The organism is Shinella sp. JR1-6, assembly GCF_004284735.1.
GTDB lineage: Bacteria > Pseudomonadota > Alphaproteobacteria > Rhizobiales > Rhizobiaceae > Shinella.
Genome location: NZ_SHMI01000008.1, coordinates 1 through 15,692, shown reverse-complemented (window position 1 = coordinate 15,692; position 15,692 = coordinate 1). Strand labels below are relative to the sequence as shown.

15 protein-coding genes are annotated in these 15,692 nt (G+C 63.2%); 5 read left to right on the top strand and 10 right to left on the bottom strand.

The features are described from left to right. Window positions 1-30: 30 nt before the first annotated feature. Window positions 31-822, bottom strand: coding sequence for a ComF family protein (locus tag EXZ48_RS15865; protein WP_130516965.1), 792 nt, complete (start codon window positions 820-822; stop codon window positions 31-33). Window positions 823-884: 62 nt separating this feature from the next. Here EXZ48_RS15865 and EXZ48_RS15860 point away from each other — a divergent pair, with 62 nt between their 5' ends. After that, the gene (locus EXZ48_RS15860) at window positions 885-1,754 is read left to right on the top strand and encodes a methyltransferase domain-containing protein (RefSeq protein ID WP_130516963.1); all 870 of its coding nucleotides are present in this window, start codon (window positions 885-887) and stop codon (window positions 1,752-1,754) included. A 5-nt stretch (window positions 1,755-1,759) separates the two neighbouring features. On the opposite strand, the gene EXZ48_RS15855 is transcribed toward EXZ48_RS15860, so the two are convergent. The 6 genes from EXZ48_RS15855 to EXZ48_RS15830 form a co-directional block, all read right to left on the bottom strand. Beyond that, a complete protein-coding gene (locus EXZ48_RS15855) occupies window positions 1,760-1,942 on the bottom strand; it encodes a Flp family type IVb pilin (RefSeq protein ID WP_023514891.1) in 183 nt (60 codons plus the stop codon). A gap of 39 nt (window positions 1,943-1,981) precedes the next feature. Next, window positions 1,982-2,299: a hypothetical protein gene (locus EXZ48_RS15850; protein ID WP_023514890.1), complete on the bottom strand. Its 318-nt coding sequence runs from the start codon at window positions 2,297-2,299 to the stop codon at window positions 1,982-1,984. 112 nt (window positions 2,300-2,411) lie between these two features. Further along, entirely contained in the window at window positions 2,412-2,834 is a 423-nt protein-coding gene (mutT, locus tag EXZ48_RS15845; RefSeq protein ID WP_050745517.1) for an 8-oxo-dGTP diphosphatase MutT, read from the bottom strand. Then, window positions 2,831-3,610 carry an N-acetyltransferase gene (locus EXZ48_RS15840; protein WP_130516961.1) on the bottom strand — a complete coding sequence of 260 codons (780 nt, stop codon included), beginning with the start codon at window positions 3,608-3,610 and terminating at the stop codon, window positions 2,831-2,833. Before EXZ48_RS15840 ends, mutT begins: the two co-directional genes overlap by 4 nt. 12 nt (window positions 3,611-3,622) lie before the next feature. Further along, the gene (gene argJ, locus EXZ48_RS15835) at window positions 3,623-4,855 is read right to left on the bottom strand and encodes a bifunctional glutamate N-acetyltransferase/amino-acid acetyltransferase ArgJ (RefSeq protein WP_130516959.1); all 1,233 of its coding nucleotides are present in this window, start codon (window positions 4,853-4,855) and stop codon (window positions 3,623-3,625) included. Window positions 4,856-4,905: 50 nt separating this feature from the next. After that, complete coding sequence (locus EXZ48_RS15830; protein ID WP_130516957.1) at window positions 4,906-5,805, bottom strand: peptidylprolyl isomerase; 900 nt, start codon at window positions 5,803-5,805, stop codon at window positions 4,906-4,908. A gap of 238 nt (window positions 5,806-6,043) precedes the next feature. Here EXZ48_RS15830 and secA point away from each other — a divergent pair, with 238 nt between their 5' ends. The 3 genes from secA (at window position 6,044) to EXZ48_RS15815 (ending at window position 11,710) form a co-directional block, all read left to right on the top strand. Beyond that, complete coding sequence (secA, locus tag EXZ48_RS15825; protein ID WP_024271134.1) at window positions 6,044-8,770, top strand: preprotein translocase subunit SecA; 2,727 nt, start codon at window positions 6,044-6,046, stop codon at window positions 8,768-8,770. Between the two features lie 254 nt (window positions 8,771-9,024). Further along, complete coding sequence (locus tag EXZ48_RS15820; protein WP_023511884.1) at window positions 9,025-10,452, top strand: lipopolysaccharide biosynthesis protein; 1,428 nt, start codon at window positions 9,025-9,027, stop codon at window positions 10,450-10,452. Continuing rightward, entirely contained in the window at window positions 10,442-11,710 is a 1,269-nt protein-coding gene (locus tag EXZ48_RS15815; protein WP_082342596.1) for a GNAT family N-acetyltransferase, read from the top strand. Before EXZ48_RS15820 ends, EXZ48_RS15815 begins: the two co-directional genes overlap by 11 nt. 48 nt (window positions 11,711-11,758) lie before the next feature. On the opposite strand, the gene EXZ48_RS15810 is transcribed toward EXZ48_RS15815, so the two are convergent. The 3 genes from EXZ48_RS15810 to EXZ48_RS15800 form a co-directional block, all read right to left on the bottom strand. Then, window positions 11,759-13,402 (bottom strand): AMP-binding protein, encoded by a 1,644-nt coding sequence (locus EXZ48_RS15810; protein ID WP_130516956.1) that lies wholly within the window; start codon window positions 13,400-13,402, stop codon window positions 11,759-11,761. Between the two features lie 76 nt (window positions 13,403-13,478). After that, complete coding sequence (locus EXZ48_RS15805) at window positions 13,479-13,742, bottom strand: BON domain-containing protein (RefSeq protein ID WP_130516954.1); 264 nt, start codon at window positions 13,740-13,742, stop codon at window positions 13,479-13,481. Window positions 13,743-14,167: 425 nt separating this feature from the next. Then, the gene (locus EXZ48_RS15800; protein WP_024271135.1) at window positions 14,168-14,500 is read right to left on the bottom strand and encodes a hypothetical protein; all 333 of its coding nucleotides are present in this window, start codon (window positions 14,498-14,500) and stop codon (window positions 14,168-14,170) included. Between the two features lie 266 nt (window positions 14,501-14,766). On the opposite strand from EXZ48_RS15800, the gene EXZ48_RS15795 reads away from it, so the two are divergent. Continuing rightward, window positions 14,767-15,240, top strand: a complete 474-nt coding sequence (locus EXZ48_RS15795) for a hypothetical protein (protein ID WP_130516952.1) — start codon at window positions 14,767-14,769, stop codon at window positions 15,238-15,240. Window positions 15,241-15,692: the final 452 nt, after the last annotated feature.

Here is a 15,692-nt window from a genome sequence, read left to right as displayed (position 1 = left end):
CCTGCTCCAAAGCTTGGAAAACCTTATCTTTCATATAGGTCCGGGAAGCGCCCTTGCAAAGGTTAAAACGGTGATGTCGGCAGCGCCCGCCCGTTTCAGCGCGCGCGTGACGGCCGAAACGGTGGCTCCAGTGGTATAGACGTCATCAACGAGCACCACGCGGCGGCCGAACAGCGCCTCGCGGCCTTCGGGCGTAACGGTGAAGGCCCCGCGCACGTTCTCCTCGCGGGCGCGGGGCCCGAGGCCGATCTGACGGCGGGTGCGTTTCGTCCGTCGCACGGCATCGATGAGGACGGGCGTGCCGGACAACTCGCCGAGTGCGCGGGCAAGCTCCGACGACTGGTTGAACTTGCGCCAGACGAGACGGAAGCGATGCAAGGGAACGGGAACGATGGCGTGTGCGGCCTCCACGGTGCCGTCGCCGGCGCGTAGCATCCACCTCGCCATCATCGGCGCGAGATCGGTGCGGTCGCGGTATTTCAGCGCGTGGACGAGTACACGGGCAAGGTCGTCGTAGAGGGCGACGGAGCGCAGCCGGTCGAAGGGCGGCGGGCTGGCGATGGCGTCGGCGCTGAGGATCCCCGGGCCGAGATCGTGGGAGAAGGGAGTGCCGAGCACCTCGCAATAGGGGCGTTCGATCGGGGCGAGCTTCGACCAGCAGTGCGGGCAGAGGCTTGCGCGGCTGCCGAGCAGCACGCCGCAGCCGGCGCAGGCCGGCGGATAGACGAGGTCGAGGGCGCCGTCCGCAAGATCGCGCAGCCGACGGACGAGGGCCAGCCGGAGCGGGACTGCCGGCGTTGTTTCGGCCTCGATTTCGCCCATGCGGTTGACAATAGTCGGTGCAAGCGGCCAAAGCGAATGGAATTGCGAACTGGACCTCTCCCATGGAAACGCTCTTCGACCAATCCCTGATCGACACGAACCGGCGGCGCGCGCTTGCCGGCCAGCCGGCGGATTTCCTGCTCGACGTGGTGGCGCGGGAGCTTGCCGAAAGGCTCAGTGTCATCGAGCGCCGGTTCGAGCGGGCGGTCGAGCTGCACGGCCACACGGGGGCTACGGCGCGGGCGATCGTCGCGACGGGTAAAGTGGACGCAATGGAGCGGGTGGAGAGCGATGCACGGTTTGCGGCGCCGGGTGAGGCGCTGACGGTCTCCCCGCTCGAAACGGTGCCGCTGGAGCCGCAATCGGCCAACCTCATCGTCTCGCCGCTGGCGCTGCACCTCACCAACGACACACCGGGCGTCTTCGTGCAGATCCGCCGCGCGTTGAAGCCGGACGGGCTGTTTCTCGCGGCCATCCCGGGCAGTGGCACCCTGCAGGAACTGCGCGAGGTTCTGCTTGCGGCGGAAAGCGAAATCATGGGTGGGGCGAGCCCGCGGGTCATTCCCTTCCCGGATGTGCGCGATATCGGCGCGCTTCTGCAGCGTGGTGGCTTCGCCCTGCCGGTAACGGACCGGGAGACCTATACGGTGCGCTACGACTCGATCTTTCCGCTGATGAAGGACCTGCGGGCCATGGGCATGGCCAATCCGCTCGCCGGCCGTAGCCGCCGGCCGCTGACGCGCGGCACGTTCCTGCGCGCGGCGGAGCTTTACGCGGAACGGTTCTCCGATCCGGACGGGCGTATCCGCGCGAGTTTTTCGATCATCTACGTATCGGGCTGGGCACCGCACGAAAGCCAGCAGAAGCCGTTGAAACCCGGTTCTGCGACGATGCGCCTCGCCGATGCTCTGAAGCAAGGCGGTTCTGACTGATCCGGCTAGCCCTTGCCGGCGGAATCCATACTGTTCGAGATCGTGGTGAGGGTGTTCGAGAGGCCGCCGCTGAAGGCTTCGAGACCTGCCAGCAGGCCAATCGAGATAAGCGTCAGCAGGAGCCCGTATTCGATAGCCGTGCCGCCGGCGCGGTCGGAGCAGAATGATCTCAGCAATTTCAGCACCATTCCACTCTCCCGCGCCCGTCGCGCATTTGTATTGCCCGTTCAGCAGCCGTTGCTGACACCGTTACCGTTCACGATGCACACGGCGCCGGGCATTTCCTGCAGGACGCTGCGGCGCACCGTATAGCGTTTTCCACCTTCCGACGGGATCGAGCCCGTCGAGATCATGTCGAATTCATCGGGCACATTCGCCATCATGCGCTTGTCGGTCTTGGCGGACAGGACCGGGGTCAGAACCAGAGCAAGCGCGATGACGGCGGTGCCGAAGAGCAGGGCGAGGTTGAGCGCGCCGGTCCGGCTATCGCCGGCCGGCGTGAAATCCTTCTCCTGAACGGTTTTCCAGAAGTCTTCGTCACGCATCTGAGGGTCTCGTAGGCATTCATTGCAACGTTAGGCCCAATCTTTGAACCATGGTGCTAAACGATTGCTTAACGGAGACTGAAAAATACGGGGTAAATCCCTGCCGTTCCGTTCAGAGAAGGTCCATCAGGAAGGGAATGAGCGGCTCGTCGGCCGGCGGCATGGGATAGTCGCGCAGCGCCTTCGGGCGCACCCATTTGATCGCCTGCCCCTCGCGGCCATGGGCAGTGCCCTCGAAACGGCGGCAGATGTAGAGCGGCATCAGGAGATGAAAGTCGTCATAGGTGTGGCTGGCGAAGGTCAGCGGGGCTAGGCAGGCAACCTTCGTGCGGATGCCGAGTTCCTCGTCCAGCTCGCGGATCAGCGTCTCCTCCGGCGTCTCGCCGGGTTCTACCTTGCCACCCGGAAATTCCCAGAGACCGGCGAGCGTCTTTCCCTCCGGGCGCTGGGCCAGAAGGATGCGGCCATCAGCGTCGACGAGCGCGCACGCGGCGACGAGCAGAATGCGGCGGGGTTTCGCTTCGGTTTCGCTCATGCCGCGGCAGGCCCCCTGTAGCAATACTGGTAGACGTCCTTGAAGCCGGCGCGGCGGTAGAGTGCGATGCCGGCCGCATTGTCGGCCTCGACCTGCACCCAGGCCTGCCGGGCGCCCTTGAGCTTTGCCCAGCGCAGGGCGGCGTGAAGGACGGCAGTGCCGAGGCCGCTGCCGCGCTTCTCCTTTGCGACGCCAAGCTGGAGGACACCGACAAGGTCGTTGTCATGCACGGCGATCGCCACCGCTGCAGGGCCGAAATCGGGCTCCTCGAAGATGAAGAGGCCGGTTTCCGGCTTGATGGCGTTGATAATCTCGGTGAGGCCGGGCTTCAACGCCGGGTCGTCGCCGGCAACGCGGATGCGCGCATCGACGAAGCGACCGACGTCGCGACTCGGCAGATGGTCGAGGCCTTCGTCGCGCGGAAGGGTCGCAAGGTCCGTCATCATGACGATGGTGCGGCCCGCCTCCGTCCAGCCGGCCTCGTCCATATGGGCGACGAGTTTCGGTGGGGTCAGCGGCGTCTGGCGCACCAGCAGCGGGCGCCCGTAGTCGGAAAACTTCTTTGCCGCCTTCTGGAGGCGGATGTCGAGATCGCGGGTGTCGGACGGGTCGAGCGGGTTCACCGAGTTCAGCCGGCGCGAGGGGTGGCCGGCGGTCAGCCGGAACAGCCAGCTTCCATCATAGTGCACAGAGGCGGCCGGCCACGCGCGGAAGCCGACGGCTTCGAGCCGGCGGACTTTTGGCAGATCGCTGGTGTTTTCTTCTGATGGCGTCACGCAAGAAGGCCTTTAGCTGCGGTAGTCGCCGTTGATTTCGACATATTCCTTGGTGAGGTCGCAGGTCCAGACCGTCGCCTTGCCGGTGCCGAGACCGATCTCGACGCGGACGGGGATATCCTGCCGCTCCATGACCGCGGTGGTTGCCTCTTCGGAGTAGGCGGGGTCGCGTTCGCCATCGACGGCGACGCGCACGTCGCCGAACCAGATGGCGAGGCGGTCACGGTCGGCCATCTCGCCGGACTTGCCGACGGCCATGACGATACGGCCCCAGTTGGCATCCTCGCCGGCAACCGCGGTCTTGACCAGCGGCGAATTGGCGATGGAAAGCGCGATGCGCTTGGCTGCCGCGTCGCTTTCAGCGCCCTCGACGGTGACTTCCACCATCTTGCGCGCGCCCTCGCCGTCGCGCACGACCTGGAGCGCCAGGTCGCGCAGGAGGTCGTTCAGCGCCGCACGGAAATCGTCGAGCGCGGCATCGTCAGCGGTGACAGGGGCCTGGCCCTCGGCTGCACCGGTCGCAAACAGCATCAGCGTGTCAGAGGTCGAGGTGTCGCTGTCGACGGTGACCGAATTGAAAGTCGGGCCGACACCGGCGGAGAGCAGCGATTGCAGAACCGGTGCCGGGATGTCGGCATCGGTCACGACGAAGGAGAGCATGGTTGCCATGTCGGGCGCGATCATGCCCGCGCCCTTGGCGATGCCGTTGATCCGCACGGTGACGCCACCGAGTTTTGCGGTGCGGGTCGCGACCTTCGGATAGGTGTCCGTCGTCATGATCGCCTTGGCGGCTTCAAACCAGAAATCTTCCGTGCCGGATGCGGCAAGGGTGTCGAGCACACCGGAAAATTTGGTGGCGTCGAGCGGTTCGCCGATCACGCCGGTCGAGGCGAGGAAAACCTCGCCCTCTTGGCAGCCGATCGCCCTTGCGGCGGCTTCCGCCGTCATCCTGGTCGATTCGCGGCCCTTGCGGCCGGTGAAGGCATTCGCATTGCCGGAATTGACCACCACGGCACGAGCGATGCCGCCAGGCAGGTTGGCACGGCAGAAATCGACCGGCGCCGAGGGGCACTTCGAGCGGGTGAAGACGCCCGCGACGGCCGCGGGGCGGTCGAACACCATCATCAGCACGTCTGTCCGGTTCTTGTACTTGATCCCGGCGGCAGCGGTCGCCATACGCACGCCGCGTACTGGCGGCATTTCGGCATAGGTTTTGGGAGCGAGCGGGGAGACGGAACCGGACATCGTACTTTCCTGTTTCAAGAATGGCCCGACAGTTGCCGGGCCGTTGTCTGTTACTGCTGGCCTTCGGTTGCCGGTGCGGCTTCGCCTTCACCCGCGGCTTCCGGCTTGTTGACCGCGTCATAGGCGGTCTTCAGCGCGGCATCCTGGATGTCGACCGGGGCTGCAGCCTTGGCCTTTTCCAAAAGTTCCAGATACTTGTCGCGCATGACAAGCTGACGAACCTGGCTTTCGACCTGGTCGAGCGCCGGGGGCTGCTGCTTGCGCTTGTCCTCGATCTTGATGATGTGGAAGCCGAACTGGCTCTTCACCGGCTCCTTGGAATAGGCGCCCTTTTCCAGTGCGAAGGCGGCCGCTTCGAATTCCGGAACCATGCGGCCCTTGCCGAAGTAGCCGAGGTCACCGCCTTCGGATTTGTTCGGGTCGGTCGACTTTTCCTTGGCGATTTCGATGAAATCCTTGCCAGAATCGAGATCCTTGATGATGGCCTTGGCCTCTTCCTCGGTCTTGACGAGGATGTGGCGGGCGCGGATTTCATCTTCCGGCTCGATGGCAGCGACTTCCTTGTCGTAGCGGGCCTTCACTTCTTCCGGGGTCACCGCATCGACGACATGCTTCTTGAAATAGGCATTGTGCAGTTCGCGATCGGTGAGGAAGGCGAGGCGCTGCTTGAAGTCGGGCGTATCCTGCAGGCCTTCCTTGCCGGCATCGGCGGCGAGCAGCTTCACGTCGATAATCGAGGAGAGGGCGGCAACGCGCTTCTGCTCGTCCGGCAGGTTGGCAAGCTGCGGGTCTAGGCCGGCAATGGCGAGCTTCAGTTCCGATTCGTGGATATCGAGCGTGCCGACCTTGGCGATGACTGGATCGGCGGCGGCATCCTGGGCGCGGACGCTGGTGCTTGCGGCGGCAATCGCAATAAGGGCGACTGCTGCGAGCTTGCTGTACTTGAACATATTGAAAAAGACCTTTCAAATCCTCGCCGGAATCGGGCCGATATCCGGTGCCAGACGGCTCAACACCACCAGAATGTGGCAGTTGTGCAACCGCCTGAGCCGTTGACATCATTCGACCCCCCTCTTATCTGTCACGCAATCCCGCGTCCAGAACAGTTTCCGGGCGTCTCAAGGCTTTGCGCGCAAATATCGTGCGACCTGTCACGCGCCGGGCGCCCATGAAGAAAGGACCATCCTGATGGTCAGCCTCGGCGGCATAGCCCGCAAGTTGTTCGGTTCCTCGAACGATCGTCGCATCCGCTCTTACAAGCCGCGCGTCGATGCCATCAATGCGCTTGAACCGCAGATGAAGGCGCTCTCAGACGACGCGTTGCGGGCGAAGACCGTGGAATTCCGCGAGCAACTTGCTAGCGGCAAGACGCTCGACGACATTCTGGTGCCGGCCTTTGCGGTTGCCCGCGAGGCGGCCCTTCGTGTTCTGGGTCTGCGTCCCTTCGACGTCCAGCTGATCGGTGGCATGATCCTGCACGAAAAGTCGATCGCCGAGATGAAGACCGGTGAAGGCAAGACGCTGGTGGCGACACTTCCCGTCTACCTCAATGCGCTTGCCGGCAAAGGCGTGCATGTCGTGACGGTCAACGACTACCTCGCGACACGCGACAGTGCGCTGATGGGCAAGATCTACAGCTTTCTGGGGCTTTCCACCGGCGTCATCATGCACGGTCTCGATGATGACCAGCGCCGCGCCGCCTATGGCTGCGACATCACCTACGCGACGAACAACGAACTCGGCTTCGACTATCTGCGCGACAACATGAAGTACGAGCGCGGCCAGATGGTGCAGCGCGGCCACTTCTTCGCCATCGTCGATGAAGTGGACTCGATCCTGGTCGACGAAGCACGCACGCCGCTGATCATTTCCGGCCCGCTCGACGACCGGTCCGACCTCTATACGACGATCGATGCCTTCATCCCGATGCTGGACGAGGCGGACTACGAGATCGACGAGAAGCAGCGCTCGGCCAATTTCTCCGAAGTCGGCACGGAAAAGCTGGAAAACCTCCTGCGTCAGGCGGGCCTGCTCAAGGGCGAATCGCTCTACGATGTCGAGAACGTCGCGATCGTCCACCACATTAACAACGCGCTGAAGGCCCACAAGCTCTTCACCCGCGACAAGGACTACATCGTCCGCAACGACGAGATCGTCATCATCGACGAGTTCACCGGCCGCATGATGCCGGGCCGCCGCTATTCGGAAGGCCAGCACCAGGCGCTGGAAGCCAAGGAAAAGGTGACGATCCAGCCGGAAAACCAGACGCTGGCTTCGATCACCTTCCAGAATTATTTCCGCATGTATTCCAAGCTCGGCGGCATGACGGGTACGGCTTCGACGGAAGCAGAAGAGTTTGGCAACATCTACGGCCTCGAGGTCCTGGAAGTGCCGACCAATCTGCCGATCCAGCGCCTCGATGAGGACGACGAGGTCTACCGGACGGTCGAGGAGAAGTACAAGGCGATCATTCAGGAGATCAAGGATGCGCGCGAGAAGGGTCAGCCGGTCCTCGTCGGCACGACCTCGATCGAGAAGTCGGAATATCTTGCCGAACGCCTCAAGATGGCAGGTTTCCAGGATTTCCAGGTGCTGAACGCCCGCTACCACGAGCAGGAAGCCTATATCGTTTCGCAGGCCGGCGTGCCGGGCGCTGTCACGATTGCCACCAACATGGCTGGCCGCGGCACGGACATCCAGCTCGGCGGCAACCTTGAAATGCGCCTCGAGCGTGACCTTGCCGAGATGGAGCCGGGTCCCGAGCGGGATGCCAAGCGTGAGGCGATCATCGCCGAGGTGAAGAAGCTGAAGGAGCAGGCGCTTGCCGGCGGTGGCCTCTATGTTCTCGCCACCGAGCGCCATGAAAGCCGCCGCATCGACAACCAGCTGCGCGGCCGTTCCGGCCGTCAGGGCGACCCGGGCCGTTCGAAATTCTTCCTGTCGCTGCAGGACGACCTGATGCGCATCTTCGGCTCCGAGCGCATGGATTCCATGCTGCAGAAGCTCGGCCTCAAGGAAGGCGAGGCGATCGTCCATCCCTGGATCAACAAGGCTCTGGAGCGTGCGCAGAAGAAGGTCGAGGCGCGCAACTTCGATATCCGCAAGAACCTCCTGAAGTATGACGACGTGCTGAACGACCAGCGCAAGGTCATCTTCGAGCAGCGCATCGAGCTGATGGATGGCGAGAACCTCTCGGAAATCGTTGGCGACATGCGTCACGAAGTGGTCGAAACCCTCGTCCGCCTGCACATTCCGGAAAACGCCTATGCCGAACAGTGGGATGTCGCGGGCCTCAAGAAGGGTGTTCTCGAACAGCTCAACCTCGATCTGCCGATCGACGCCTGGGCAGCCGAGGAAGGCATCGACGAGAAGGACATCCTGGAGCGCCTGCACAAGGCGACCGACCAGGCTGCTGCCGACCGTGCGGAGCGCTTCGGCCCCGAGATCATGACCTATGTCGAGCGCTCCGTGTTGCTCCAGACGCTGGACCATCTCTGGCGCGAACACATCGTCAACCTCGACCATCTGCGCTCTGTCATCGGCTTCCGCGGCTATGCCCAGCGCGACCCACTGCAGGAATACAAGGCCGAGGCTTTCGAACTCTTCCAGGCTCTGCTCGCGAACCTTCGCCAGACCGTGACCGCGCAGCTCATGCGCGTCGAGCTGGTGCGCCAGGCTGCCGATGCCCCGGCGCCGGTGCCGCCGGAGATGGAGGGCCATCATATCGACGGCACGACCGGCGAGGACGACTTCGGCGAAGGCAATGGCGGCGGTTTCATGGCCGTCGGCGTGTCGCCGGAAGATCGTGATCCGGCCGACCCGGCGACCTGGGGCCGCGTGTCGCGCAACGAGGCCTGCCCATGCGGCTCGGGCAAGAAATACAAGCATTGCCACGGCGCTTTCGAGCAGGCTTGACCGGCCGCAGGAGTAAATGGCGCATCGTTCACATGAACCGTTGCCCCACCGCCAAACGTCATCTCCGGGCTCGATCTGAGGATAACGGAAGAGAGATATGCGGATATTGATCCGCTCCCATTGAATGCCGCCCCCGGGCGGCATTTTCTTTGGTGGGCGCTGCACCGTTCACGGCCGACCCAACCGTTTGTTAACCCTGATCTGACAAGACTGATCCTGGTTCAGTTCTGCGTTGCGTACGGGTTCCTGTGTTGATGGCGGTCATTCAGTCGGCGGAGAAATTGCTGCCATCGGCCCTGCGCGGCAAGGCGGAACCGCTGGTGCGCGCGCTCGGAACGATCCTCGTCAGCGACGACCCTCGCAACCTTGCGCAACGCATGGCGCTCATCACCTTCGCCATTCGCGTGATCAATGCGGCAATCGCCTTCCTTTCGCAGATCATCCTCGCCCGCGTGATGGGCGAGTTCGAATACGGCATCTTTGTCTTTGTCTGGGCACTCGTCGTCATCTTCGGCGACATGTCCTGTCTCGGCATCCACACCACCGTGGTACGCTTCCTGCCCGACTATGCAGGACGCAGCGCGCACGCAGAAATCCGTGGCCTCACCTCGACGGCGCGCGTCTTCGCCATGCTGTCCTCGACGGTGCTGGCGACCATCGGCCTGCTCGTGCTGTGGTTCTTCCATGACAGTTTTGCCGACTACTACGTCGTGCCGCTCTTCGTTGGTCTCTTCTGCATGCCGATGATTGCGCTCGGCGATGTGCTCGACAGCACGGCGCGGGCTCATAGCTGGGCGGTGGTGGCTCTCAGCCCGACCTACATCATCCGCCCGCTGCTGATCCTCGTCTTCATGGTTCTGGCGGTTTTGCTGGACGCGCCCCACACGGCGCTGACCGCCATGGTCGCGGCGCTCGCCGCCACCTATCTTACGACCGTCGTGCAGTTCTTCAACATCCTGCGGCGGCTCAGCAAGCGCTACGTCAAGGGGCCGCGCAAGCTGGAATTCTCCCTCTGGATCAAGGCGGCCTTGCCGATCTTCCTCATCGAGGGGTTCGGCTTCCTTCTGACCAATTCCGACGTCATCGTGGTCGGCCTCTACCTCGATCCGGAAAGTGTCGCCATCTACTTCGCTGCGGCGAAGACCATGGCGCTCGTGCACTTCGTGTTCTTCTCGGTGAAGGCCGCTGCGGCGCCCCGCTTTTCTGCGCTCTTTTCGGCCGGCGACCGGCTGGCATTGGCGCGCTTTGCCGGCGAGACGGTGCGCTGGAGCTTCTGGCCGTCGCTGGCCGTCGGGCTCGGCGTGCTGGCGCTGGGCCATTTCCTCCTGTCCCTGTTCGGTACCGCCTTCACGGCGGGCTATAGTCTGATGTTCATCCTCTTCGTCGGCATTCTCGCCAAGGCGCTGATCGGGCCGGGCGAGGTGCTGCTCACCATGGCAGGCCAGCAGAAACTCTGCGTTCTCGTCTATGCGGTGGCCTTGGCCGCCAACATCAGCTTCAACGTCACCCTCATTCCGCTCTTCGGTCTGACGGGTGCGGCGACGGCCACCGCCGGCGCCATGATCCTCGAGGCGCTGCTGCTGCACCTCGTCGTGCGTAGAAAACTCTCCATCATTCTCTTCGCCTTCGCCAATCCGGTGACGGCAAGCCTTGCCAACGGGGTGGACCGCCATGACCGATAGCCACGGCTTAGACCACACGATCGTGACCGGCCGTGCCCAGGCCGCCATTCCGCCTGCCTTGCCGCATGCGCCGCCGGCGGACCAGCGCTTCCTTGTCGGCCGGCCCGGCCGCTCGCTGGCGCTCTATCCGGCGACAGCCGGCTACGAACTGCAGCAGGAACTCGATTTCCTGTCGAACCGCGTCATGGAGCCGAACGTCTTCTTCACGGGGCGCTTTCTCGCTCCTGCCATGCCGCGCCTTGAGGATCGCACCGTGCGCCTTTCTGTGTTGCGCGACGAGGGCGCCGGGCGCAGCCGCATGCGCTTCCTCATGCCCTTCTCCGTCGAGAAGCCGGGCTTTTCCATCGGCTCGAGCATCCTGCGCGCCTGGGCAAATCCGTTCGGGCCGCTCGGGACGCCCCTCGTCGATGCTGAGGATGCCGCCGAAACGCTGGACAACGTGCTGGAAGCCCTTGGCGGTGCCGGCAGCGGCCTGCCAGGCATCCTCGTCCTGCCGGACCTGCGCCTCAACGGTGCCTTCGCGCAGCTGATGCGTGCCGTCGCCATCGGCCGGAACCTTCCCGTCACCGTCACCGATACCTATCGCCGCCCGATGCTGGAGAGCCTGCTCGACGGTCAGACCTATCTGCAGCACGCCATCTCGCCGGAGCACTTCCGTGAGTTGCGCCGGCAATGGCGCAAGCTCGATGCGATGGGCGCACTTTTCTACAACGTCGCCCGCCAACCCGCCGACATCCGGTTGCGCATGGAGGAATTCCTGCTGCTCGAAGCCTCGGGCTGGAAGGGGCGCGGCCGCACGGCGATGATCAACGATCGTTACCGTGCCGCCTTTGCCCGCGAGGCGATCAGCAACCTTGCCGAGACCGACGGCGTGCGCATCCACACGCTCGACCTCGACGGCCGGGCCATCGCCTCGATGATCGTCTTCATGATGGGGGGCGAGGCCTATACGTGGAAGACCGCCTATGACGAGGAGTTCGCCAAGTTCTCGCCCGGCAAGCTGCTGGTGGCGGAACTGACGGAGTGGCATCTCGACGACGCCAATATCGCCCGGTCGGATTCCTGCGCGGTGCCGGATCATCCGGTCATGAGCCGCTTCTGGGAAGAGCGAGAGGACATGGGCACGCTCGTCGTCGGCCTGCAGCAGAATCGCGACCGTGACGTGCGCCAGGTGGCGACGCAGCTTCACCTCTATCGCAACACGCGCAATGTCGCGCGGCTGCTCCGCGAGAAGATCCGCGCGCTCGCGCGCCGCTGAGGCCTTTCCGGTCCAGTCGGCGGCTTGACGTTCCGAGCCTCTGAAAAACTAGGCGGCGAAGGGTGTTTCTTCCGCTGCGCGCTTGCGCAGGATATGGCGGATGACCTTGCCCGAGGTCGTCAGCGGCAGGGCATCGACGAAGTCCACCTCGCGCGGGTATTCGTGCATGGAAAGACGCGATTTCACCCAGTCGCGGATATCGTTTGCAAGGGCGTCCGACGGCGCGTTTCCGGGGCGCAGCATCACATAGGCCTTGACGATTTCCGTGCGCACCGGATCAGGCTTGCCCACGGCAGCGGCGAGCTGCACGGCCGGATGTCCGGCAAGGCAATCCTCGATCTCGCTCGGCCCGATGCGGTAGCCGGAGGAGGTGATGACGTCATCGTCGCGGCCGAAGAAGGTGACGTAACCCTCTTCGTCCATGCGGCCGAGGTCGCCGGTCGTCATCCAGTCGCCAATGAATTTTTCCGTCGTTGCCTTCTCGTTCTTCCAGTAGCCGAGGAACATGACGGGATCGGGTCGCCTTACCGCGACCTGGCCGACGGTGCCGCGCGGCGCTTCCCGGCCGTTCGCATCGATGATGGCAACGACATGGCCGGGCACCGGCTTGCCGATCGGCCCGGGTCGCGACACGTCGAGCTTGCCGATCGAGCCGAGCACGATGTTGCACTCCGTCTGGCCGTAGAACTCGTTGACGGTGATGCCGAGCGTGTCGCGGACCCATTCCCAGGTCTCGCGGCCGAGCGATTCACCGGCCGAGCCGATGGTGCGCAGGTTCAGCCGGTACTTTTCGCGCGGATTGGCGACTGTTTTCATCAGCCGCAGCGCCGTCGGTGGGATGAACGCATTGCGTACATTCATGTCCTGCATGATGCGGTAGGCCATGTCGGGGTCGAATTTCTGGCCCGGCGAGGAGACGACGGGCACGCCGAGCAGCAGCGCCGGCAGGAGCACGTTGAGAAGTCCGCCTGCCCAGGCCCAGTCCGATGGCGTCCAGATGCGGTCGCCCGGCTGCGGCAGGAACTCGTGATGCATCTGAAAACCCGGCACATGACCGAGCAGCACGCGATGGCCGTGCAGCGCCCCCTTCGGTGGCCCCGTCGTGCCAGACGTGTAGATCATCATCGCCGGGTCGTCCGGGCCGCTGTCGACGGCTGCGAAAGGGCCGGCATGGCGGGCGATGAGCTCTTCGAACGATTTTGCCGAGGCGTCCTTGCCCGGCTCGGTGGTGATCACCAGATCCAGCGTCGGCAGCTCGGCCCGGATCGGCTTCAGGCGTTCCAGGCCGAAGCGATTGGTGACGATTGCCTTTGCCTCGGCATTCTTCAGACGGAAGGACAGCGCATCGGCGCCGAAGAGAAGGGCGAGCGGCAGGGCGATGGCGCCGAGCTTGTAGATTGCCAGATGCGCTATGACCGTCTCGAAACCCTGCGGCAGCAGGATGGCGACACGATCCCCGACCGTTACCCCTTCTGCCGCTAGGGCGACGGCAAAGGCGTCAGACCGCGCGGCCAGTTCACCGTAGGTTAGAGAGAGTGGTGGGGCGTCGGGCAGGAAGTGCTCAAGGCAGACCCGGTCGGGGGCATGCGCCGCCCACGCATTGGAAACCGCGGTGCCTATATTGAAGCGCCCGGGGATCTGCCAGCGGAAATCCCGGTAAAGCGCATCATAGGTCGGTCTCTCGGCGAGCATCCGGCGTCACTCCAGTTTGCTGCATTGCACCTAGCATTCCGGAGGGGCCGCCGGCAATGGCGGCTTTTCGCGTATGTCAGAGCCAGGAGAGGCGGTTGTCCACTTCACTGACCTCCTTGACGGCGGCGGCAATCGCGACGGCCCGGTCCGCCTCTTCCGCGGAGCCGATGCTGCCGGAAAGAATGATGCGCGTGCCCTTGCAGGTCACGGTGACGTCGGAGGCATCCACGTCGCCCGCGATGGACAGTGCGTCCGCTACCGCCGTCTCCAGCCAGGCCGGGTGGGGACCGTCGAAATGTTCGGGCGGTTCGCCCTTGAAGGTACCTTCCTTGAAGACCATGTCGCACTCCTCTTGCTCGGCGTCTGCAGGAAAACGCGGGATGAACCTGTTTGTTCTTTGCGGCTGAAGGAAAGATGGGCCTTGCTCGCTATCGGCGGCCTTGCCCCCAAAATGGTTGAGACCCAAGAGCGTGCACATCGCTCTCGGGTCCCCCTCCGCAACCACATCCGGGGGTGTCTGTCGTTGCACGGGGTAAATGCGGTTCTGCAAAATTTGTTCCCGCTAAAAAGCAAATTTTTTGAAGGACTAGATGAAAACCTGATTCTATCGATTGCGCACAACTGACTGTTGAGGGCGGTGGATATCTCGCGCTCCTCGCCGATGCAGGGCGGCAGAACGCCTTCTGCCGGCATTCGTCGGCCGCCTCTTGGTCGAGCCGCCAGGCCAGCACATCCAGCAGCTCGGGGGGCGCAGCCGGATCGTGGCTATCGGGCTTTGGCGTAGATCATGAGCGCGAAGCCCGCACCCATGCCGATGTAGCAGATCCAGGTCAGGATTTCCTGCCAGCGCTTCGGGCGCAGGCGATCGATCTCCTCCTCGCCCGGCCCGCCATGGCGTGTCTGAAGCCCGAACAGGCCGAGCGTACGATGCGTCGCCTCATGGTCGATCCGGGTGTTTCGTATTGTGCCACCCAGGATGCGCCCCAGGAGGTAGCGCTTCATGCCCGCGACGAATGAGCCGAGGAAGAACGTGTTCAGGGTGAAGGAGAACGCCAGGACGATGGCAAGCCCTATGATGAACAAGGTCCAGTCGCCCATATGCCCTCCATTCCGCGCGGTTGTCGGGCCTGAACGTGCGAAAATCCTCGCGCGTTCCTTCCCGGTTGTCTAAGGAACACGGCTGATCCAGTCGGCCTATTCACTGGCACCAGGTACTTTCTTCCCGGAATAGGAGGCGACCTTGAGCCATGGTGTGTACCCGTATGCGTTGAGGTAATTAGACTTTATCAACGAGACGAAGCAACGTTGCTTGTCGGGGCGTGCCCCGTGTGATTTCCTTCTCCAATCTGAACGGGGAGGGGACGATGCCGGTACCGGACGATCTTGACAACGATCATCACAAGCTCATTTCCACGATTCGCCAGGACATCGCCGTCAATCAGGGGCAGGCAAACCGGCGGCAGGCGGTCAGCAAAAATTTTCACGTCTACCTGGAACTCTATTTTCAAGGGAAACACGATCAGGCCGTGCGCGCCTATTGCGCTTCTAAGCGCATCGAGACCCGCCGGTCTGACGGGTCGCAGGTCGATCCGAGAAATGGCAATTCCGACGATCCCTGCATCTATTACCAGGATCATGCAGCCACCATGGTGAATGAAGTCTGCGGGCAGATGCGGCAGCGCTGGCAACGCAACAACAACAACAATACCGTCTTCATCGCTGGGCATCAGAATATGGCGAACATCCAGGGAAGGCGCATCGACGGATATTCGTATGAGATGTCCTATTGGTACGACTATGGCGACATCTACATCGCCTTCCATTGTTATCCCAACTAGTTGGAGCGGGGGGCTGCATCCGCCAGGGCTCTGAAAGGTACCGGTGGCGGATATCGCCAGACCGACATTCGCAAGGACGGCACGGGCCTGTGGGGCGGTCTGTGATGTTTTCACGGGGATGACGGCGGAGATAAACGGGGACCCGCAAGACGGGCTGGGAATAGAGCGGGCCGATAGCCTGGTTCACCTGTTGAACGCCGAATATAGTGCTACGCACAAGGGGACGACACATTGAGGAACATCATTGCCGTTGCCTGCATCTTGATTGCCACCGCGTCACTTGCGAGCTGCACTGGGCGCCAATGCAGTGATTGGCCGGGGACGTGCATCATTCAGTGATGGTAGCCTTAAGGGCACGACATGCTGAGTGGCTAGCCGCCTTAATGCATAGCACCGGACGTTTTGGCGACGAGAGGCAGGCTTTTGCTGGCTGCGCGACACCGCAGGCAAGT